At 27.9% G+C, this 21,731-nt stretch carries 21 protein-coding genes; 20 read left to right on the top strand and 1 reads right to left on the bottom strand.

Features of this window, described 5'->3' with window-relative positions; genetic code table 11:
- The first annotated feature begins 102 nt into the window (after positions 1-102).
- The 13 genes from LJD32_RS05545 to LJD32_RS05605 all read left to right on the top strand — a co-directional run bounded on the left by LJD32_RS05545 (position 103) and on the right by LJD32_RS05605 (position 13,715).
- Entirely contained in the window at positions 103-1,362 is a 1,260-nt protein-coding gene (locus tag LJD32_RS05545) for a hypothetical protein (protein ID WP_032089706.1), read from the top strand.
- A 253-nt stretch (positions 1,363-1,615) separates the two neighbouring features.
- The gene (locus tag LJD32_RS05550; protein ID WP_227391920.1) at positions 1,616-2,074 is read left to right on the top strand and encodes a sigma-70 family RNA polymerase sigma factor; all 459 of its coding nucleotides are present in this window, start codon (positions 1,616-1,618) and stop codon (positions 2,072-2,074) included.
- Positions 2,075-2,576: 502 nt separating this feature from the next.
- Positions 2,577-3,287 carry a hypothetical protein gene (locus LJD32_RS05555; RefSeq protein WP_227391921.1) on the top strand — a complete coding sequence of 237 codons (711 nt, stop codon included), beginning with the start codon at positions 2,577-2,579 and terminating at the stop codon, positions 3,285-3,287.
- A gap of 230 nt (positions 3,288-3,517) precedes the next feature.
- Complete coding sequence (locus LJD32_RS05560; RefSeq protein ID WP_227391922.1) at positions 3,518-5,068, top strand: recombinase family protein; 1,551 nt, start codon at positions 3,518-3,520, stop codon at positions 5,066-5,068.
- Positions 5,068-5,580: a hypothetical protein gene (locus LJD32_RS05565; protein ID WP_118470199.1), complete on the top strand. Its 513-nt coding sequence runs from the start codon at positions 5,068-5,070 to the stop codon at positions 5,578-5,580. Before LJD32_RS05560 ends, LJD32_RS05565 begins: the two co-directional genes overlap by 1 nt.
- 17 nt (positions 5,581-5,597) lie before the next feature.
- The gene (locus LJD32_RS15480) at positions 5,598-7,265 is read left to right on the top strand and encodes a recombinase family protein (protein ID WP_227391923.1); all 1,668 of its coding nucleotides are present in this window, start codon (positions 5,598-5,600) and stop codon (positions 7,263-7,265) included.
- 81 nt (positions 7,266-7,346) lie between these two features.
- Positions 7,347-7,598, top strand: a complete 252-nt coding sequence (locus tag LJD32_RS05575; RefSeq protein WP_227391924.1) for an AbiH family protein — start codon at positions 7,347-7,349, stop codon at positions 7,596-7,598.
- A 20-nt stretch (positions 7,599-7,618) separates the two neighbouring features.
- Entirely contained in the window at positions 7,619-8,545 is a 927-nt protein-coding gene (locus LJD32_RS05580; protein ID WP_227391937.1) for an AbiH family protein, read from the top strand.
- A 743-nt stretch (positions 8,546-9,288) separates the two neighbouring features.
- Positions 9,289-10,104 (top strand): hypothetical protein, encoded by an 816-nt coding sequence (locus LJD32_RS05585; protein WP_032089723.1) that lies wholly within the window; start codon positions 9,289-9,291, stop codon positions 10,102-10,104.
- A 19-nt stretch (positions 10,105-10,123) separates the two neighbouring features.
- Complete coding sequence (locus LJD32_RS05590; protein ID WP_227391925.1) at positions 10,124-10,303, top strand: hypothetical protein; 180 nt, start codon at positions 10,124-10,126, stop codon at positions 10,301-10,303.
- A gap of 132 nt (positions 10,304-10,435) precedes the next feature.
- Positions 10,436-11,578 (top strand): hypothetical protein, encoded by a 1,143-nt coding sequence (locus tag LJD32_RS05595; protein ID WP_227391926.1) that lies wholly within the window; start codon positions 10,436-10,438, stop codon positions 11,576-11,578.
- Positions 11,579-11,625: 47 nt separating this feature from the next.
- Complete coding sequence (locus LJD32_RS05600) at positions 11,626-12,285, top strand: LytR/AlgR family response regulator transcription factor (protein ID WP_227391927.1); 660 nt, start codon at positions 11,626-11,628, stop codon at positions 12,283-12,285.
- 122 nt (positions 12,286-12,407) lie between these two features.
- On the top strand, positions 12,408-13,715 hold the full coding sequence (locus LJD32_RS05605) for a hypothetical protein (RefSeq protein ID WP_227391928.1): 1,308 nt from the start codon (positions 12,408-12,410) through the stop codon (positions 13,713-13,715).
- Between the two features lie 388 nt (positions 13,716-14,103).
- On the opposite strand, the gene LJD32_RS05610 is transcribed toward LJD32_RS05605, so the two are convergent.
- Entirely contained in the window at positions 14,104-14,508 is a 405-nt protein-coding gene (locus tag LJD32_RS05610; protein WP_318532670.1) for an AraC family transcriptional regulator, read from the bottom strand.
- Positions 14,509-14,731: 223 nt separating this feature from the next.
- On the opposite strand from LJD32_RS05610, the gene LJD32_RS05615 reads away from it, so the two are divergent.
- The 7 genes from LJD32_RS05615 (at position 14,732) to LJD32_RS05645 (ending at position 21,631) form a co-directional block, all read left to right on the top strand.
- Positions 14,732-15,472, top strand: a complete 741-nt coding sequence (locus LJD32_RS05615; RefSeq protein WP_227391930.1) for a MerR family transcriptional regulator — start codon at positions 14,732-14,734, stop codon at positions 15,470-15,472.
- 201 nt (positions 15,473-15,673) lie between these two features.
- Positions 15,674-16,519 carry a MurR/RpiR family transcriptional regulator gene (locus LJD32_RS15485; protein WP_117851745.1) on the top strand — a complete coding sequence of 282 codons (846 nt, stop codon included), beginning with the start codon at positions 15,674-15,676 and terminating at the stop codon, positions 16,517-16,519.
- Positions 16,520-16,633: 114 nt separating this feature from the next.
- Complete coding sequence (murQ, locus tag LJD32_RS05625; RefSeq protein WP_227391931.1) at positions 16,634-17,533, top strand: N-acetylmuramic acid 6-phosphate etherase; 900 nt, start codon at positions 16,634-16,636, stop codon at positions 17,531-17,533.
- A 12-nt stretch (positions 17,534-17,545) separates the two neighbouring features.
- The gene (locus tag LJD32_RS05630; RefSeq protein ID WP_227391932.1) at positions 17,546-17,878 is read left to right on the top strand and encodes a hypothetical protein; all 333 of its coding nucleotides are present in this window, start codon (positions 17,546-17,548) and stop codon (positions 17,876-17,878) included.
- A gap of 11 nt (positions 17,879-17,889) precedes the next feature.
- Complete coding sequence (locus LJD32_RS05635; protein WP_227391933.1) at positions 17,890-19,242, top strand: PTS sugar transporter subunit IIC; 1,353 nt, start codon at positions 17,890-17,892, stop codon at positions 19,240-19,242.
- Between the two features lie 12 nt (positions 19,243-19,254).
- On the top strand, positions 19,255-20,133 hold the full coding sequence (locus LJD32_RS05640) for an N-acetylglucosamine kinase (protein WP_117783342.1): 879 nt from the start codon (positions 19,255-19,257) through the stop codon (positions 20,131-20,133).
- A 34-nt stretch (positions 20,134-20,167) separates the two neighbouring features.
- Complete coding sequence (locus tag LJD32_RS05645; protein ID WP_227391934.1) at positions 20,168-21,631, top strand: glycoside hydrolase family 1 protein; 1,464 nt, start codon at positions 20,168-20,170, stop codon at positions 21,629-21,631.
- Positions 21,632-21,731: the final 100 nt, after the last annotated feature.

Below are 21,731 nucleotides of genomic sequence, written 5' to 3' on the forward strand. Positions count from 1 at the left end.
TTTAATTACATGATTAAAAATTAGTTTAGATTAATATGAAAAAAAGATTTAATAAATAGTATGTAATCGAGATAGAAAATGATTAAAATGGAGGAAAATAAATTGAATAAAGATTTAAAAAATGTAGAAGATTTTTATAGAAAGTATGATGATACTTGCACAAAAAAATCAATTATAAATAGTTTGGGAGGAATATATCCTTATGTTTATAATATAGAGGAAAAACTAATTTATTTAATTTTAATTGGATATTTTTTAGTACAAATTATTATAAGTGGTTTTAAATTAGAAAAATCTACGTTAAATATCTTCCAATTAATTTGTCATTACATACTTTTACCAATATTATTCTTGATTTTGTTGTTTTTAATTATGGTAATATGTGAAAAATTATTGATTCGTAAAATAAAAAAGAAATACAAGATAAAAGATACAGGATATCAAACATTTTTTTGGAAAATTGAACTACCAAGTGTTAATAGAACTATTAAAAAACAATTAGAAACTAATAAGGTAGAATTTATAAAAAAAGAATTATCAAGTTATTCTAAAGAACAGATGTTAATAATTTATAAATTTACGGAAGATTCAATTAGAAACATATCTATAGAGATTTCAAATAAATCAAACATAAATATATACAATTCCTTTTTAACTGTTTTTTTGACGGTTCTTTTAACTAATTTATTGTCTTTTAAAAATATAGATACTATAAAAGATATGACTATTATTATTGTTTATTCTTTAATTATTGTTGTGAGTATGTATTTTATTTATAGATCTTTTATTTATATATATAAAAAATATGAAACCAATTTTTTATTAGGACATTTAAAAAATGAAGAAAAACAGATGAAACAATTTTCGCATTTTATAAAAAAAGTAATTATTAATTATGAGTATTATAAGGAGGAAATCAATTGTATGAATAAATTAACACCAGAAGAAAAAGAAAGATTACATGAAAGACCATATTTTACATTTGTAGAAGCAAGCCGTTCTTCATTATCAAATGATTTATTTTTTATAGATTTATCATTTAAAAATGATGGGATGGAAAAATCTTTTAGAACATATCCGGAATCAAATGGTAAAACAAATATTTTAAATAAAATTGTTAGTTTTAAAAGAGTAGAACCTAATAGAACACCTGTTATAAAGGTTGATCAAGAATTCACAACTACATGGTGCTTTGATGATGCTAAAAATTTCGAAAATTGTATGGTTAATGTAGTTATTGAATTTCTAGATGTTTTAGAAAGAAAATATACCCAATCTTTTGAGATTGCTTTATCAATGGTTAATGGAGAAATTCATGGAGATGCAATAAGCTATAGTGATCCAGTTCTTAAAAATGAATAAGTAGTTAAAAATATAAAATTCAGTTATCAAGGGTACAACCAAATTTATTTTTTTGAATTTGTACCCTTTTTTAATACGTAAATTACTATGAAAAATTAATAATCGTATCGGTAGTGAAATTAGACGAAGTCTAAAGCACTACTTTTTTTATACCCCGCTTTAGACATTGTCTATTAAGGGGGATATATTTGTGAATAAAATCAGATCTCCTCCTGATTATCTTCAGCCAAAAAATACAATGGAGGAAGATAAAATGGAAAACGATTATAACAAAAACTATTTTTGGGTAAAAAGAGATCTTGAAGGTAACAAACACTATTATTTTAAAATAAAAGGTCAATACCATGAGGTATCGGAAGAAGTATATAAAACTTGTTACAATTCATTTAAAAAAGAAGAACGTGAAAAAGAAAAGAGAAGTGAGTTTAAAGTATCCAGTTTAGATCAGTTAGATAATAATAATACAGCGCTTGTAGATAAGATTGCTGATGACAAGAATCAATATGATACTTTTAATGTCAATGAAGAAGTTGAAAATGTAATGAATATCATTAATCAACTTTCAGAAGAAGATAGGAATCTTATTACAAATATTCTTATTAAGAATAAAACAGAAAGAGAACTCTCTGCATTGATGGGTGTTTCTCAACCAGCAATACATAAACGTAAAAAAAGAATAATAGAAAATATCAAAAATAAGTCAAAAAAGTAACTTGTTTTTTTTTAAATAAGGTTATCAAGTAATAAAAAAATGTCCAGTTATATATGAGGGGAGTTATTAAGCATCTCCTCTCAGGAGGACATTGAAAACAGAATAGTCTGAATCAGCAACAAAAAGTTTTCTAGCACGTTGATAGTTGCGCCAAGAGAATATGTGAACATAGATATGTAAGGTCACAATAAAATGTGAACTTTTTTCTCTGTTTCGTATTGGAGCGAGAAACAACTGATCATAAAAAGGTGAGGATAGACCTTTGCCGATATGAAAACGTAAATGATACTTCACTCTATTCAACAGTCGAGCGTGAACAAACCGTCGCAACAATTGAGGAGTGGTCTTTGACACGTGTGTCGTATGTTCTTGATGATTCTATACAGAAGCTGGTTTGGACATTGGAAAACAGACTTGAACCGATACGTTTATTGATAGATCGTGACACCTGTAAAAAAATGCAGGTGTCATCATTGTGTTAATAAAGGAAAGGATTGATCTTATGAAAAAAGTACATATTTTAACACAAGAAGAAAATAAACTTTCTTCGAAGCAGTTAGAGGAATATATGGAGTTTGCTGCTAAAAACAATTATGAACTTACTGGAGAATTGCATTTTCATTTTTCCAATGCTTTTTATGAACCAGAGAAGTTTGTAAATACAATAAAGGATCTTACAACAAGCAGAACATTTGTTACTGATGGTGACTGTATTGTGTTTGCTAATGCATTCAATGATGGAAGACTGCTTAAGGCATTTGAAGATAATGGCTTTGAAGTCTATGAACGTGACAGTGGCCGTCTTATTCAGGATGTGTTCAATGAATTCAACGAAAGACAGGTTCATACTTTGAAAGCTGTAATTAACAGTGCATTAGAATCAGCTGTTAATAATAAGCCACTGTTTGTAACAAGCAATTCAAACAGTGAAGCCACTCATGATTGTGTACGAGAATATGTATCCAAGTATGACTTGGATCATGCTGTTGTTATTCAACTTTCAAATCTGAATGAAGAATTTAAAAAACAGATTGTAGATGTCATAAAAAATGAAAAGTGTGACCATCTGGTACTTATTGAACCTGATTCTTTTTCAAAACAAATGCAACAGGATGTTGTTGACTTTGCATTGGAAAATAATCTGAAAGTAGACAGTTACTATGCACAGCCAGAAGTTGAAATTTCATTACAGATGAAAGGCATGGTTAACTGATTGAATGGATATCTTTGATTACTATTACATATATACATGCCTGAAGAAACTTGTCACCTGTAAAAAGATCACTAAAAATGTTGCCAATAAAGTTCTGAAAAAGTATGAAGAAGAATGTAATCCACTTGTCAGATATCATTTTTAAATTCACAAAATAAAGTGAATAATGTCATGGATAGTTCGAAAGAGTTGTGGTACTGTGTGTGGTGATAAGAAAGGGGATTTTTAGAATGGCTCAAGCTCAAAAACAAGTACGCATTATCGAACCACTGGAAAGATTTGTAAACAGAATCAATCTTGTTGGCTGTTATGCAAGAGTCAGTTCAGACAGTGAAGATCAGCTTAATTCATATAACAATCAGGTTGATTTCTATGAATCCTTTGTCAACAGTCTTGAAAATTCGAAACTGGTTAAGATCTATACAGATGAAGGAATAACTGGAACAAGAATGGACAAGAGAGATGGTTTTCTTCAAATGATTGAAGACTGTCGAAAAGGTCTTATAAATAGAATAATTACTAAATCAATCAGTCGATTTGCACGAAATATAACGGAGACACTTTCAGTAGTAAGAGAGCTGAAATCAATAGGTGTCTCCGTTTATTTTATGACAGAAAAAATTAATACAGCAAAAATGGGAAGTGAAATGATGCTTGCTGTTTATGCTGCCTGTGCCGAAATTGAATCAAAAGCAATTTCAAATGCACAAAAATGGGCATTTCGTACAAGGGCAAAAGAAGGAAGATACAATCAACCGAAACTGCCATATGGATATCAAAGAATAGATGGTGAAGTAAAAGTCATAGAAGATGAAGCAAAGATTGTTGAAGATATCTTTAATAAATATGTGAATAAAGATTTTTCGGTAACAAAACTTGTAGATTATCTGAATAAACATTATTTCAAAAAGAAAAAGTGGTCACAGTCCACAGTTTCATCAATGCTTAAAAATGAAAGGTATTGTGGAGATATGCTTCTTCAAAAAAGATATTCACCTGATATCTTTCCTTATAAGTTAGTCACAAATAAAGGTGAACTTGCACAGTATTATGTTTACGATGTGTTTCCAAAAATCATTGATCGTGAACTTTTTGAAAAGGCAAATGAAAAACTTGTGAACAACAAGTTGAAGTTCAACAAAAACCAGACGGATGGAAACAGAGAATATCTGCTGACATCAAAAATCAAATGTGAACATTGTGGTGGAACTTTTAAAAGAAGGGTGTTGAGGAATAAAGAATATTGGAGTTGCAGTAATCATGTTACTTCAGCAAAGAAATGTGAAGTAAAAATGATTGGAACGGATGAAATCGAAGATGCATTTTTAAAAATCTTCTATAAGCTCAAAGAAAATATTCACGTTCTGGAAGCCTATAAAAAACATATTGTGAATTTTACGACAAATGACGATGACAGATGTGAACTTGATCTCGTTAATCGTGAACTTAAAAAAGTAAGCAGTTCTATCAATACACTTGTTCGATATTATCAGAAAGATCTTATCAGTCTGGAAGATTATAAGAAAAAGCATAACGAGTTGCTGGTAGACAAATCAGTTTTTGAAATGCAAAAGTGCAAACTCAATGAAAAAATCTATCAGAGGTTTGAAGTGATACAGACACAGATCATCATTGAATGTCTGGAATCAGTAAAAGAAATCACTGCACTGGATGAAGAAATCTTCAATACTTTAGTTGATTCGATTGAAGTGGGAACATTGGATATCCAGTTCATATTGAAAAACGATCTTAAGTTAAAAGTAGAAAGGAAACAGTTCTAATGGATAAAGAAAAGGCAAAAGAAAATAGAATGGTACAGCAGTTTTTTAAAAACAAGGTTTTTTGGGGAATTGACAGCGTTCCTTTAAAAAGAAAAATCTACAGAGGTAAAAGAGATAAGAATGGATCTCGAAAAAATGAATGCTTCTATGTAAGTGAAGATCAGAAATATCGAATTGAAGAAAGTGTTCTGGTCAAGAATGTGAATTTGTTGCTGGAAGAAGTTATCAATATGAAAGACAAATACATACAAGGATGGAACAGTGAATCAAGTGAACAGTATTTTGAAATACTGAACAGAAATGCACTTCAAAATGTGAATACAGAAAGTGACTACAAGAACTTTATTTGTGACTATCTGAATCAGCAAAGTTCACAGGAATATGAAAATGTGAAGTTAAAAAGCAATATAGAAAAATGTGAATTCAAGAATATTATTGAAAAGATTGAGGTATATGAAACAGGAATACTGAGTATTTTCAATAATGGTCTTGAACTTTTTATTAATTATTAAGGAAAGGAGGTAAGATTGTGAACTATATTATCAGAGATGCCAAAGAACATGAAACAACTGCACCGAAGGTTAAAGTGATTGCTCCAAGGAAGAAGTTCCAGCCATCATACAATGACAGGCAGAACAGGAAAATAAGAGTTGGAGCATACTGCAGGGTCTCAACGGATTCTGACGAACAGGAACTGAGTTATGAAACACAGTGTGAATATTATGAAAATCATATCGGCAGTCATGAAAACTGGGAACTTGTTGCCATTTATTCAGATGAAGGAATAACAGGTACATCAACCAATAAAAGATCAGATTTTATGCGTATGATTGATGATGCTCGAGCAGGACAATTGGATATGATCATTACAAAAAGTATTACACGATTTGCAAGGAATACTGTTGATTCACTGATGTATTTGAGGATCCTTAAGGAATACAATGTCGATGTTTACTTTGAAGTAGAGAATGTTCACAGTCTGGAAGCAAATGAGATGTTGCTGACGATCCTTTCAAGTGTTGCTCAACAAAGCAGTGAAGATAAAAGTGAAAGTATCAAGTGGGGATATCAAAGGCAGTTTGAAAAAGGAAAGGTTTATGCTGCCAACATGTATGGCTATAAGTCAAACAGAGGAACACTTGATATTATTGAAGAAGAAGCAGAAGTTGTTCGAGAGATCTTTTCTAAATATCTTTCAGGGATGAGCGAAAGTAAAATAGCAAGGTACCTGACGGAAAACAAAGTCCCCAAGAAGAACGGGAGTACAAAATGGGATTCAGGAACAATTGGCAGGATGCTGCAAAATGAAAAGTACAGTGGTGATGCTCTTTTAAAGAAGACATTCAGCATAGATTTTCTTCATAAGAAACGGTATAAAAATGAAGGTCAGAAGAAAATGTACTTTGTGGAAAACAGTCATCCTGCGATTGTGACCAAAGAAGTATTCAAAGCAGCTCAAGTAGAAAGAACAAAAAGGAATATGAAATCAAATGATGAAAAAGAAGTTGTGGAAAGTCACCATCAGAATCGCTATTCATCTAAAAATCCTTTAAGTAATAAAATCATCTGTTCAGAATGTGGCGCCTTATATAGAAGGGCTGTCTGGACAAAAAGAAATAAGGAAAAAGAATCTGTATGGAGATGTTCAAACAGGTTGAAGAATGGAAAAGCAATCTGTCCAAACAGTGTGACTTTAAAAGAAAAGCCATTACTAGATGCTTTAACATCATTGGTCAATGGAAAAACGAAATCAAAAGAAAAAACACGACTTGAACTTGCTAAAGAATTATCGGAATATTTGAATCCAAAAGATATTATTGAAAAGAAACAAAAACTGAATTGTGAATTAGAAAAAGTCAATTCACAAATAAATGAATTATTAGATAAAGGAATGTTACTTGTTGCCAGAGGCGTTCAAGACGAAAGTCAAATTGAGGAACACTTGGTACAATGTTATCAAACCAAACAAATGCTTAAAAAAGAACTGCAAAAGCTTGATGACAAATATGATGCATTAAAGCAAGGCAGACAGGAAAAACTATTAAAAACGTTAGAAAGAAATAGCAATGAACATACTGTTATGACTCAAGAAGATCTTGCAGTTTTTATTGATAGAATCGTTGTAAAAAAAGACAAGATTGAAATAGAAACAATAGATGATCAAAAATGTGAACTCCTATTAAATCAGATAAGTTAAAAATTTTTTTAGATGAATGCAAATGTTTATTAAATATAGTAAAATATATTTAATAATTACTAAATAGATGGGAGGAACATTATGAATATAGACACAGGAGTTACAAGAATATTGTTGATTGGTAATGGGTTCGATTTAGCACATGGGTTACCAACATCATATAGTTATTTTCTTGATTTTTGTGATAAGGTATCAAGGATGTTTACATATCTAATGCATATAGATGACAAAGCATATGAGAAATCTGCTCTTAATACTTGGGATGTAGATGATTCTATAAAAGACAAGTTACTAGAGTGGTATAAAAAAGAAATGATAATCCAGATAAATTAGCTATTGAAATATATGATAATATTAAAGAGAATATTTGGATACATTATTTTTTAAATATTAGATATACTCTTGGAAAAAACTGGATAGATTTTGAATCTGAAATTTCAAATGTAATACAAGCATTTGAATGCATAAGAGATAATATAGAAAGAAGAGAACGTATACAACAAGGTGAAGGGAGCAAAGTCATAAAATTAGAAGTTGTACAGAATTTTATGAATATTTCAAAAAAACTTAAAAAGTTTAAAAAATCAAATCTAGATGATATGTATACAAATTTAGAAATTTTTGATGAATATATTGAAAAAATGACTCTGGATTTGGATAAGTTAATAAGGACATTGGAAATCTATATTTGTGAATTTATAAATAAAATAGAAGTGTTACAAAAAAATGATGATATCAAAGATATTAATCCAGATTATGTTTTGTCATTTAATTATTCTAATACATATGAAAGAATATATGATCAATCAAATAAAATTGAATATGATTATGTACATGGTAAAGCGGATATAAATAATAATGTAGATACTTGTAATTTGGTTCTTGGAATTGATGAGTATCTAGAAGGTCATGACAGAGATGAAAAGTTAGAATTTTTAGCATTTAAGAAATTCTATCAAAGAATTTATAAATCTACAGACAGTTTTTACATGGAATGGGTAGATAAGATAAGACGTAATTTATTTTCATCATATGAACTTTATATTTTTGGTCATTCATTAGATAAAACTGATAAAGATATTTTAAAATTATTAATATGTAATAATAATGTGAAAACTAAAATATACTATCATCGAAAAAATAAGGATGACAAAAAAGAGTTAAGTAAATTAATAAGAAATCTAGTACAAATTATGGGAGCTGATGAATTGATAGATAGAACGTGTGGAGCATATAAAACTATTGAATTTAAACCACAGACACTTCCTGAAGCAGATTAAAGTAATCAGTTATTTCTATTTGTTAAATTAAAGAAGTATGAGGGTTCTGAATTCTTGTTAGTATATTTTTAATATGATATACTAATCTTGTTTAAAAATTAAATATTCGATTTAATATATGCAGCAAAAGTGATTGTAAGAATTTTATATATGGTGCTGAATTACTTTTTTGAAAAGCTAAAAATACATTTAATGACATCTATATTAACTCTTAAATTCAAAATTAAGAGTTAAAATGGATGTCATCGAAAAATTGTCGATGAAATCAACGTTTTTTAAGATATTTTAAAGAATCAAAAAATAGCGATTTACGTGGATGTCACCCATATAAAAGGGTGTCACTACCAAAAAATCGCTATTTTTTACTTCAAAGATGAGGTAAAATGGATGTCATTAAAAGAAAGCAGGAAACCAAATGAAATTTTATATTAACAATAAAGAATTAAGTGAAAAAGTATTTTGGAGAACACTAGAATCATTAGTAAGCCCAATGCAAAGGGTACATATCTTGGATGGGATGAAAGTGAAGATTGCCGATTATTTATGTTGGATTGAAATAGTGTAATGCTTTTAAAAGTGAATATGACAGATGAGATAGTAAATCAAGTGATTTACTATTTTTCTTTATTTATATGCAGAATCAATACAAAACTAACAGAATTAATACACCTTGTTTATTTTTTGATATAAATAATGTAAATTTAAATTACCGAAGGCCAGAGGATTTATAGGAGGAGAAAAACATGAAACATAAGAGTATCGCTGCTACAATTTTAGCATTAGGAATTATGATAAGTAATGCGGGAATTGTTTCGGCTCATAATGATAATTTTACTGCAAAAAATACAGTGGCATATAACGAATTTTTAAACTTGAGTTCTTCACAGGTAAGAACTATGAATGCAACAGACGAAGGTCAAAGTAAGTTGGATCAATTAGCAAATAATGAGGATATTAATTCTATTAAGTATTTTAGCTCAAAAGGAAATAACGAAGCGCAAATTTCTTATAATGATAATACAGGACAATATATTTATACAGAATCACAAGATGATTCTAATTCACTTTTAATGATTGTAGATGATGAAAAATATCAAGTCATTTCTAAAGGAGAAAATGTTTATATGTTATCAGAGGATGGGACAGAACAGTTGATAAGTGAAATGATTTATGAAGATGATTCGGCCAATAAGCAGTATGATAATGTAGCAGAATTAGATGATATTGAATCACAAATTAGCACATATGGATATGGTAAAAACTATGGCCCATTTTATAAAACAAATAAATCGTTATGCACTGTTTTAATGGTAGTTAGCAAAACAACTAAATTATTTAAATGGGCTCATCCTGCTTTAGGAACAATTTCTTTTGTTTGTAAAACTGTATCAAAAGTTGGAGACAAATTTGTAAAAACAATGTATATAAAATTTTATCAAGCTTATGATACTGCAAAACCTAGTAATGTAAGAGAAACACAATATTGGTATTATGATAGTAATCATAAAAATTTAGCAAAAAGTAGAACTATCAAATTCAGTAATACAAGACCATCATAAATAAGAGGAGGAATACACTATGAGATTTTCAGAAGAAAAAATATTTAAATTTGGTTTTTATTGTTTGAATGCGCTCATATGTATTTATTCATTATATCTGTTTGTAATTCAAAAGGGTGCTTCAAATGAATCTGAAATATTGTTTTGTTCAACATTTGTTGTTGATGCAATTATGTATTATTTGAAAAGAAAAAATTAGTATTTAAAGAGAGCTAAAATTAGAGGCAGAACTTTTGTTCTGTCTTTATTGATATTTGAACAATTATAGCAGTTGTTATAATTGATAAGGTTGGTATAATTATTATTTAGAAGGATTGGAGGAACAAGGAATATGTTAAAAATATTTCTTTATTTAATAGAAGGATTTATCATAGGTTATTTTGATTTTAAGTTTATTAAGAAAGATTTTAATTATTATTTGATTTCCCTTTTTTCAATTATTTTTACTTTAAGTCATGTTATTGCTGAAGAGTATCTTGTTTATGATTATTTAAGTATTGTTATTACGATTGCAATACTTTACTTAATGAATGGGTTAGATAATAAAATTGATAAGACAAAGAATCTATTTATTTCAACATTTATAGGAATAGTTATTTGCATGTTTGATAGTATGTCTATACTAAAAATAATTTTTGTATTAAAAACAGGAAATGAGGGAGTATGGTATTCACAAGATATTGTTTATTATATTATTTTAGTTGCTACAAGATTAATGATATTTATTACCCTTTACTTATTAGATAAAAAACAAATTTTTAAACAATTGATTATTAGTAATAAGTATTTAACCCTATTGACTTCAATATCATTGGTGAACTGTTTAATAACAAGCTTCATTGCAAATGGTATTTATATGAATAGTATTTCTTATGGTTATGTTTATCTATTGGCAATTATTTTTATGGTAACAATAATCAGTGTTTTCATTATCATTTTAAGTATTAATAAAGATAATATGAGAATAAAAAAGCAAGAAATAGAACTTATTCAACTTAAATCAATAGAAGAAAAATATATTGCTGTTCAAAGTCAAAATAAAAGAAATGAAGAAATAAAACATGACTTGGAATATTTTATGAGTCTTGTTAACAAAAAAAGTGACTGTGATGAACTTACAAAAACATTGAAAAATACAATTAATAAAATAGATCAAAATCATATAAAAGTTTATTCAAAGAATAAAATATTCAATGGATTATTAGAAAAAATAAAAGATACAGCAAATAAATATAATCAACAGGTCTTATATAATCTTAATGTTGGATTGATTGAGTTTCCTTTACAAGATTACGAAAGCGTATTAACATTGTTTCAAGAAATTTGTCAAAATAATGAAACAAAGAAAATTGATATTAATGTGAATGTAAAAAATGGCTTTATGATTATAGAATTTATTTTTAAACCAAAAAAGGAAATGGAATACGAGGTAAACAACAGGTATATATTAAAAGAAAAAAATTGCGGATTATGAATCTATAAAATATGTTTTAAAATTATAAAGAAGTTTGGGTGGTATATATGAAAATTAAAATAATAGATGATGATATTCAATTTATGGACAGTTTAAAAAATACCTTAACAGGTGAATTTGATAATGTCTTAATGGATAGCAGTACAAGTTTTGAGGATGAATATGATTATGATATTTATTTTTTAGATATAGACATGCCTTATAATGGATTAGAAGTAGCAAGAAAAATTAAGCAATTCAATGAGAATATTATAGTTATTTTTGTATCATTTAGAGAGGATCTTATATTTGAGGCACTACAAACTTTTCCATATTACTTTTTAAGAAAAAAGTATCTTAAAGAAGAGTTACCAATAGTTATAAATAAAATAAAGAAAATGTTAGTAAATAATCAAATTGATATTTATTATAAGGGTAAAGAGATTTCTCTAGATGCTTCTAAAATATTATATATTGAAAAAAACGGGCAATATACACATATAGTTACAGAAAAAAATACTTATATTGTAAAACATTCTATGAAGTATTATGAAAAAAGATTGTCTGTGAAAATGTTTGGCCATGTATCTCAAGGCTTTCTAGCAAATTATCAATATGTTGAAAGTGAAAATAGTCAATATGTATTAATGAAGAATGGACATGTGTCGTATTATAGTAGAGGTAGAAGAAAAAGATTTTTAGATAATTATTTAAAATATATTACATAAGGATAATGTTTAAATTTTATTTTCTAAATTTATATTTGTTGAAAAATGTAATATTTGATATTATTAAAATAATAAATAATATCAAATTATTTTAATTTAAAAATATGTAAAGGAGAAGAAATATGCTATTTGATGAAAGAGATTTAAGAGTTTTCGACAATCCAGATTCTCGACAATATTTTGAAGAAATTTTACAATGTTATTATAGTAAAAATTATAGGGCAACTATTGTTTTGTTATATTCATTTGTTATTTATGATTTGTTTATGAAATTACAAACTATGGCAAGTGAGGGAAATAATAAGGCTGAGGAAAAATTAGCAGAAATTAATGAATTAATTTTAAAAAATGAAAAATATTTAGAAGTCGAAAAGAAAATAATTGAATTCTTTAATAAAAATTGTAAGTTGTATTTTAATCGATTTACAGAGGACGTAAATTATTTAAGAGAGTGTAGACACAAATGTGCTCATTTGAAGGTCAATGATAATACATTATATGTTCCAGAGGATTATCAAGCTAGAATGTTGATATGTTCAATGTATGATAATATACTTTCTGTTAAAGCACCATTTATTATGGATTTATTTTCTATAGTAGAAGAAGTTGTTGAAATTTATTCACAAAGAATTGATAATATTTCTCAAAATAGTCTGGATGAAAGAATAAAAAATGAAATAACCAAAAACTATTTGGAACGTATGACATATGATTCACTAAAAATGTCGTATAAAACATTTTTAAAATTATTATTTATTACTACTGATAAAGATGCAGAAAGAAATGCTTATGGATTATTTGCATTTGTTTACGCTATGACAGATCATATAAGGAAAAATGGCTTTGAAAGATTATTTAAAGAAGAAGATGTTAGAAAAAAATTATTAAGTATTAGTATTGAAAATTTAGAAAACTCTTCTGAAAGAAAACAATCCTTAATAGAACTTATTTTAAATTTTCCAATTTTATTGGATATAATCAAAGAAGATGTGTCATTGTTTGAATATATCAGCAACGAAATTTTACTGAATCCAAATGGGATAAAATATTATAGACTATTTTATCCACGTTCTAATAAAACTCCATATGAATTTTTCAAAGATAACAGTATAGTTCAACAACCACTTTATTCAGTGACATTATATGATGCTGTAAAAGAAAGTGTAGATTTTGATTTAGCAGAATTTTCTAAAATCTTAATAAATAAAGTACCACCTTATAATGGATTTAATGATGCCGATGGTTTCATGAACTTTTTTAAGAAACATTTACAAGATTTAGCTATAGAAGATATAGAATCGGTAATGAGTATATATATGAGTAGTAATCAATGCGTTTATCGTTCTAGACATTCAGAGGATTATCAAGAAGTCAGTAAGTATTTAGAAGAACATAAAGTTCATGATACTTCAGAGGACGAAAGTAACTAAATATAAAAAAGATTGCTAATTGTAGTAATAAATATATAGAACAAGAATATTGAAGAATTATGTAATTTTCGTATTCTTGTTTGTACTTTTTAAATATGATATACTAATCTCGTTTAAAAATTAAATATTAGGATGTATTAATGAAAAAAGAAGTAATGGACATATACGACTTAGAGATGTTTTTGAAATATAGAACTGAAAAGAGTGTTGTGCTAAAATTAATTTTGGTTGTCTTATAAAAAATATAAAAAGGGTAGGAAATCAAAATGAAATTCTATATAAATAATAAAGAAATGAGCGAAAAAGTGTTTTGGAGAACATTAGAATCTTTAGTGACGCCTCTTCAAAGAGTTCATATTCTAGAAGGGATGAAGGTAAAGATCGCTGATTATTTATGTTGGATGGAAATTGTCAAATGAAAGAATGAAAAGGAATTTGCATTATTGTAAATTCCTTTTTCTATGTTTTTTTGATACTTTTTAGGTGATAAAGTGTATGCCTTTTTAAATATTTGGATATAATGATTTACATTTTGAAAACAAACTTTTTCAGAAATTTCAGTAATATTGAAAGTAGAATCTGAAAGATAATCAATACTTTTTAATAAACGATAGTGAATTAAATAATCATAAGGAGACATTTTAACAATCATTTTAAAATAACGATAACATTGAGCTATGCTCATATTTCCACTTTCAGCAATATCTTGTAAAGAAATACTTTTATAATAATTTTGGTGAATAAAACTTAACCTATTTTGTAGACGTTCTTGTTGTTTAAATAATGAAATGATTTATTTGAATTGATCAATAATCAATTCATTAGCTAATATATAAGCATGTAAATCAGTATTATCTAAATTTTTAGGTTTTAAAGAAGTTGGCATGATTCCGGGAGGTTTTATGTTAAAAGAGGGTAGTTATTCAAATATGTATATCTTATATTTGTCTTTATTATAAAAAGTACTTGACCATATCCTAAGGTTATACTGTTTAATAAGGGTAGAGGTGATGGATATGACAACACATGAAGTAGAAGAAATGTTATCAATAACAAAGAAAACATTGATTTATTATGAAAATGAAGGTTTGGTAAAACCAGCAAGAGATAGCAATAATTATCGAAATTATAATCAAGAGGATGTTTCAAGAATTAAATTTATTTTATTATTAAGAGAAATGGATGTCACGATTGAAGAAATCAAACAAATTATAAATGATAAGAAGTCGATTAGAGATGTTTTAGAAAATAAAAAAGATATGATTAAAAAACAACATCTTGATTTAGAAAATATAGATGAAAGAATTAATAATTATATTAAAAGAAGAAAAGTTAAAATAGCAGTTGATCACGTTTTAGATTATGGAACGATTTATGATCGCTTATATTTTTATAAAGATTATCTTCAATATGGACAAACAAAAATAAACTATAGTGATGTAAAATGTTTTAAATTATCTATGTCAAGTTCAATAGGTCTAATGAGAGTATTAGTTGTTCATATGAATTATTATGTAGATTTAGATGTTGTCACACAACATGATACATATTCTTTTCAAATTATGAATAATGAAGTTGTTTATCAAATGATGGAAAGAATTAAAGATTATCCAATAGAAGATCCTCTTGGATTGGTTGATATTTATCTTAATAAACGAGATATGGTGCAACTTAATTCATATATTAATAGACATTTTAGAAAATGGGCAAAAGAATATCATTTAGATAATCCAAGAGAGAGTATTATTAAAAAGTAATAAAGACCAATATGTTCTTAAATAAAAAATATTTAAATAGAAATGTTAAAATAATAATGCACATAAAATATGTACTATCACTGGTGATGATTGTCCATATGTTTACCTTTCGTGATAGTTTGTGAAGCTAGGAAACTAGCTTCTTTTTAGGATAGAATTTATTGATGGTGATTGATATAATGAAAATAAGGAGATGATAGTGTGAATGGTTTTGTAAGAATTAGAGAATTTGAAGAAAGTTATACATCGACAGAAAAATTAATAGCGAAATATATTCTTGAACATGGTAATGAGATTTTAAATTATTCTGCACAAACATTGGGAGAGAAGACAAATACTTCTGCCGCAGCTATTATTAGGTTTTCTAAAAAAATAGGTTTTAAAGGTTTTAGTGATTTAAAAATGAATTTAGCACAATCTCATTCAAATGAGCAACATGATTTAGATGTAGATATTATTTTTAATGAAAATGATGATATGACATCTTTAGTAGATAAAGGATGTCGTTTAAATATGAATACGGTATTGAAAACATATCAATTGATTAATGTTAGTGATTTAGAAAATGCTATAAATCTTTTATGCAATGCATCAACTATTTATCTGTTTGGAGTAGGTGGTTCTTCAGTTATTGCTAATGATATTGAACAAAAATTAATCAGAATTGGGAAAAAGGTTATTTATAATAATGATTTACATATTCAAATGACATTTACGCAAAGTATGACAAAGGATGATACGGCATTGATCATCAGTTATTCAGGAACAACGGCAGGATTGGTAGATATTTCTAAAATCTTAGTTGAAAAAAATATTCCGTATATTTCAATTACACAAATTAATCAAAATCTTATATCAAAAAATAGTACGGTTGCACTTAGAGTACCAAGCGAGGAAAAGGAGTTACGTATAGGAGCAGTTTCATCAAGAATTTCTTCTTTTGTAATTACTGATTTATTGTATTATGGTGTGTTTAAAAAGAACTTTGATAAAAATAAAGATAATTTGATTGATTCAAGAAATAATGTTTCAATTCTTAAAAAGTAGATTCATTTCAAAATGAATCTTTTATTTTAGAAATAATATTTTAAAATATATCAATTATTATTGAAATAATATTTCAATAATAATATAATGATATTGGAAGGAGGGACCATATTAATGAAATTAAATCAGTTAGATACAGAAAAAGTAAACCAAAATTCATTACATATTGATGAAATGTCAACTATTGATATTTTAAAAACAATTAATAATGAAGATCAAAAAGTAGCATTTGTAGTACAAGACGTCATATTACAAATCGCTCAAGCGGTTGATTGTATCTATGAAAAAATGTGTTTAGGTGGAAGATTAATTTATGTAGGTGCTGGAACTTCTGGAAGGCTAGGAATACTAGATGCCTCTGAATGTCCACCAACTTATGGAGTTGAACCTACTCTTATCCAAGGAATTATTGCTGGAGGGATTAAAGCTGTTACTCAAGCAGTTGAAGGTGCAGAGGATTCGAAGCAATTAGCACAAATAGATTTAGAAAAAATAGATTTAAATGACAAAGATATTGTTTGTGGAATTGCTGCTTCAGGAAGAACACCTTATGTAATTGCAGGATTGCAATATGCGCGCAAAATTGGCTGTTCTACAATTTCATTGTGTTGTGTTCAAAATGGAGAGATTTCAAAGTACGCTAATTATCCTATTGAAGTTGTTGTAGGACCAGAAGTTGTCACTGGCTCAACAAGAATGAAAGCTGGGACAGCACAAAAGATGGTTTTAAATATGATTTCAACTTCAGTGATGATTAAAAGAGGAAAAGTATTTGGAAACTTAATGGTTGATGTTCAACCAACAAATGAAAAATTAAAAATGAGAGCTGTTTCTATTGTTTGTCAATCTGTTGATTGTGATGAAGCAGAAGCAACAAGACTATTAAATAAAAGCAAGTTTAATGTTAAGATTGCTATTTTAATGGGTCTTACGGGTAAAGATGAAATAGAATGTCAAGAAGCTCTTGAAAAGAATAAAGGTAATATTAGCCTAACAGTTAGAAGTTTTTTATAGGAGGAATAAGCAATGAAAAGATATGTTGTAAAAAATGAAAAAAATAAAACATATAAAAATATGTTTGGGGTAACAGACTATGATATTCCAATGTTCGGATTTAAAAGTTCATTGTTGATTTTAGGTGCTACAATGTTATCTTTAATTGTTTGTGTAAATGGTTTTCATTATTTACATATTGATTTTCGCCTTCCTAATGCAATTATTAGTTCAATTGTATGTGGTTTATCTGTTGCTTATTCACAATTTTATATTGAAAGAAAAAAAGGAATGTGTAAAAGCTTTTGGATTGTTGCAGGTATATTTACAATCATGGCTTTTGTGATGATATTAATGATTAGATAGGAGGAAAAAATATGTTTGAAAAGTTCTCGAACATTATTGAAGGTAAATTTGCTGGTCCTTTGGAAAAACTTTCCAATCAAAGACATTTACGTGCTATTCGTGATGGGATCATTGCTACTTTACCAATTATTATTGTAAGTTCGTTATTAATGGTTGTTGCATTTTCATATAATCAAATGCCTGAATCATGGGCTTTGGCGAAGTTTATCAAAGCTAATGCAGTAGCTATTTTATTACCATATAGAATGTCAATGTATATTATGACATTATATGCAGTTTTTGGAATTGGCTATTCACTTGCAAAATCTTATGATTTAGATGGATTAAGTGGAGCAATTATGGCAGAGTTAACATTCTTATTAACGATTGTTCCTGTCTCTATTCCAGATGTGACTGATTCAATTACTGCATTAGCAGGTAAAAATGCAGAATTAAATGCATTTTTACAACAACTTCCTTCAGGATATGTTATTCCTGCAGAAAACTTAGGATCAGCAGGTATGTTTATTGGAATTTTATCTGCATTTATTGGAGTTGAAATTTATAGATTTACACAAGTAAAAGGTATAAAAATTACGATGCCTGCTGCTGTTCCACCAGCAGTAGCAAGATCTTTTGAATCTTTAACACCAACAATTATTATTATTTTAGGAATGTCTGCCATTACAATGTGGTTAGGTATTGATGTTCATAGTATTGTCGGAACACTTATTAAACCATTAGTAAATGCAACAGATACTTTACCATCAACATTAATTATTATTTTCTTAATTATGTTTTTCTGGTCATTCGGTATTCATGGAGATTCTATTGTTAGTTCTCTTGCAAGACCAATTTGGTTAATTTTATTAGACCAAAATACAGCTGCGGTAGCTGCTGGAAAAGTAGCAACACATATTGGTGTTGAACCATTTTTACAATGGTTTGTACATATTGGTGGATCAGGAGCAACACTTGGATTAGCTATCTTATTCTGTTTTAAAGCAAAATCTAAATATGGAAAAACTTTAGGAAGAACAACAATCTTACCATCTATTTTTAACATTAATGAACCAATGATTTTTGGGGCACCAATTGTTTTAAATCCGATGTTATTAATTCCTTTTATTGTTATTCCTTTAGTTCTAGCAACAATTGCTTGGGTTGCTACAGCAATGCATTTAGTTAATTGTGCTGTTACAATTGCTCCATGGACATTACCTGGACCAATTGGTGCTTATCTTGCATGTGGAGGAGATTGGAGAGCAGCAGTTTTGAATATTATTTTAATTGTAATCTCTGTTGTATTATATTATCCATTCTTTAAAATGTATGATAAGGAATTATTAGAAGAAGAAAAAGCTAAAGAAGCTATTGAAGGATAAAAGGTGAAATTTATGTATATAGGTATTGATGGTGGTGGAACAAAGACAAAAATGGTTTCTTATGATGATGATGGAAATATATGTCAAGAAATAGTTTTACCAACTGTTCATATTCTAAGTCAAACGCCAAAAAAATGTATTGAAATATTAAAAGCTGGAGTTGAACAATTAGATCCACAAAGTGTTTCAAAAATTGGTATTGGTTTAGCAGGATATGGACAAGATAAAAAAATAAGAAAAGAAATAGAGGATATTTGTTTAAAAGCATTTAAAAATAGACCATTTGTTTTAAAAAGTGATGTACAAATAGCAATAGAAGGTGCTCTTGATGGTCAAGATGGTATTGTTGTGATTGCTGGAACGGGTAGTATTGCGCTTTCTTTAAAGGAAGGTATGTTACAACGTTGTGGTGGTTGGGGCTATCAATTAGGTGATGAAGGAAGTGCTTATTGGATTGCTAAAAAGATGTTGAATGTTTTTTGTCAAGAAGTTGATGGTCGTTTAGAAAAGACGATTTTATATGATTTAATTAAAAGAGAATGTCATTTAGTAAATGATTATGACATTATTACTTTTATGAATAATTTAAATCATGATCGTACAAAAATAGCTGCTTTAGCTTATATCAATGGCTTAGCAGCAAAAGAAAAAGATCCTAATGCTTTAAAAATATATAAACAAGCTGCAGAAGAAATATATAAACTTATTAACTTGTTATCTAAAAATTTTAAATCTCCCATTAACGTCTCTTATATAGGCGGTGTATTTCAACATGCAGGTTCCTTTATTATTCCTCATCTTCAAGATCAATTAGGAAATCGTTTTAATCTTATTCCACCTATTCATACACCAGAATATGGTGCCTATATACTTGCAAAGAAACTAAGGTGAGAAATCACCTTAGTTTTTAAAAGGAGGACATAAAATGGTATATATACAAAAGAAAAAAGATATTCTTTGGGGTGGAGCAACTGCTAGTAGTCAATATGAAGGAGGTTATGATTTAGATGGAAAAGGTTTAGATACACAAGATTGTAGACCTTATTTAAAGAGAACTTCTGATGCTACAACAGCAACACGCTTACTCACACAAGATGTTATAGATGAAGCAAAAAAATGTCAGGGTATTGGAAATTATCCTTTTAGAAAAGGCAGTGATGGATATCATCATATAGATGAAGATATTGCTTTATTAAAGGAATTAGGGATTGATATTTATAGATTTTCAATAAGTTGGGCAAGATTATATCCTCAAGGTGATGAGTTAGAACCAAATAAAAAAGGAATCGCGTTTTATGATCATATTTTTAAAGAAGTTCATAACGCGGGTATGAAAATATTTTTAACAATGAATCATTATGCTGTACCACTATATTTAGTAGAAAATTATGGTGGTTGGACAAATAGAAAATTAGTTACTTTTTATGAAAGATTTGCGAGAACTGTTTTTGAGCATTGGGGACAATATATTGATTATTTCTTACCATTTAATGAAATAAATGCAGGTTATTTTAGTCCTTATAATGGCGTAGGTTTAGTTAAAGAAAAAGACAAATCCTATAATCAAAGTCTTGTTTTTCAATCACTTCATCATCAATTTATTGCAAGTGCACAAACAATTAAAATAGCAAGAGAATTATCTCCTAAAAGTCAATCAGGATGTATGGTCGCATGTTTTTGTTATTATCCTTTAACATCTTCACCAGAAGATAATTTAAAAGCCGTTAGAGATGAAGAAATACATCAATGGTTTGCAGTTGATATTTTAGCTAATGGTCATTATCCAAGTTATATGGATCGCTTTTTTAGAGAAAATGATATTCATTTAAAAATGGAAGAGGGCGATGAAGCATTGTTAAAAGAATATGCTTGTGATTTTGTTAGCTTTTCTTACTATTCAAGTTCAATTGCTACTGTTCAAGAAGATGGACAACAAACAGCAGGTAATTTAGTAGTTTCAACTAAAAATCCTTATTTAAAAGCAAGTGAATGGGGATGGCAAATTGACCCAATCGGTCTTAGAATTATGCTCAATAAAATGTATGATCGTACTCAAAAACCAATTTTTATTTCAGAAAACGGCTTAGGAGCAAGAGATCAATTAAATAGTGATTTTTCAATTCATGATCCTTATAGAATAGATTATTTAAAACAACATTTTAAACAAATAGAAGAAGCCATTGATGATGGTGTTGATGTTATTGGTTACATTATGTGGGGTGTTATTGATATTGTTTCAGCTGGAAGCTGTGAAATGGCAAAAAGATATGGAGTTATTTATGTAGATGGTGATAATTTAGGAAATGGTACTTATAAACGTTATAAGAAGGATAGTTTTAAGTGGTATCATGATTATATTCAAGCTCAACATCAACAATTTAAGAAATGATTAATTTCATTTCTTTTTTTATTTCGAAATAATATTTTAAATATATTTATAAAAAAATGAAATTTTATGTATGAAAAGGCTTTCAAAATGATTTTGTTTT

Origin of the sequence: Faecalibacillus sp. TM498 (assembly GCF_020589955.1) — a bacterium.
GTDB lineage: Bacteria > Bacillota_I > Bacilli_A > Erysipelotrichales > Coprobacillaceae > Faecalibacillus > Faecalibacillus intestinalis.

Bases quoted from the DNA above. Each gene is read 5' to 3' on its own strand.
- LJD32_RS05550 (WP_227391920.1), top strand. From the start codon at position 1,616: ATGGAAAACGATTATAACAAAAACTATTTTTGGGTAAAAAGAGATCTT.
- LJD32_RS05555 (WP_227391921.1), top strand. From the start codon at position 2,577: ATGAAAAAAGTACATATTTTAACACAAGAAGAAAATAAACTTTCTTCG.
- LJD32_RS05560 (WP_227391922.1), top strand. From the start codon at position 3,518: ATGGCTCAAGCTCAAAAACAAGTACGCATTATCGAACCACTGGAAAGA.
- LJD32_RS05565 (WP_118470199.1), top strand. From the start codon at position 5,068: ATGGATAAAGAAAAGGCAAAAGAAAATAGAATGGTACAGCAGTTTTTT.
- LJD32_RS05575 (WP_227391924.1), top strand. From the start codon at position 7,347: ATGAATATAGACACAGGAGTTACAAGAATATTGTTGATTGGTAATGGG.
- LJD32_RS05585 (WP_032089723.1), top strand. From the start codon at position 9,289: ATGAAACATAAGAGTATCGCTGCTACAATTTTAGCATTAGGAATTATG.
- LJD32_RS05590 (WP_227391925.1), top strand. From the start codon at position 10,124: ATGAGATTTTCAGAAGAAAAAATATTTAAATTTGGTTTTTATTGTTTG.
- LJD32_RS05595 (WP_227391926.1), top strand. From the start codon at position 10,436: ATGTTAAAAATATTTCTTTATTTAATAGAAGGATTTATCATAGGTTAT.
- LJD32_RS05600 (WP_227391927.1), top strand. From the start codon at position 11,626: ATGAAAATTAAAATAATAGATGATGATATTCAATTTATGGACAGTTTA.
- LJD32_RS05605 (WP_227391928.1), top strand. From the start codon at position 12,408: ATGCTATTTGATGAAAGAGATTTAAGAGTTTTCGACAATCCAGATTCT.
- LJD32_RS05615 (WP_227391930.1), top strand. From the start codon at position 14,732: ATGACAACACATGAAGTAGAAGAAATGTTATCAATAACAAAGAAAACA.
- murQ (WP_227391931.1), top strand. From the start codon at position 16,634: ATGAAATTAAATCAGTTAGATACAGAAAAAGTAAACCAAAATTCATTA.
- LJD32_RS05630 (WP_227391932.1), top strand. From the start codon at position 17,546: ATGAAAAGATATGTTGTAAAAAATGAAAAAAATAAAACATATAAAAAT.
- LJD32_RS05635 (WP_227391933.1), top strand. From the start codon at position 17,890: ATGTTTGAAAAGTTCTCGAACATTATTGAAGGTAAATTTGCTGGTCCT.
- LJD32_RS05640 (WP_117783342.1), top strand. From the start codon at position 19,255: ATGTATATAGGTATTGATGGTGGTGGAACAAAGACAAAAATGGTTTCT.
- LJD32_RS05645 (WP_227391934.1), top strand. From the start codon at position 20,168: ATGGTATATATACAAAAGAAAAAAGATATTCTTTGGGGTGGAGCAACT.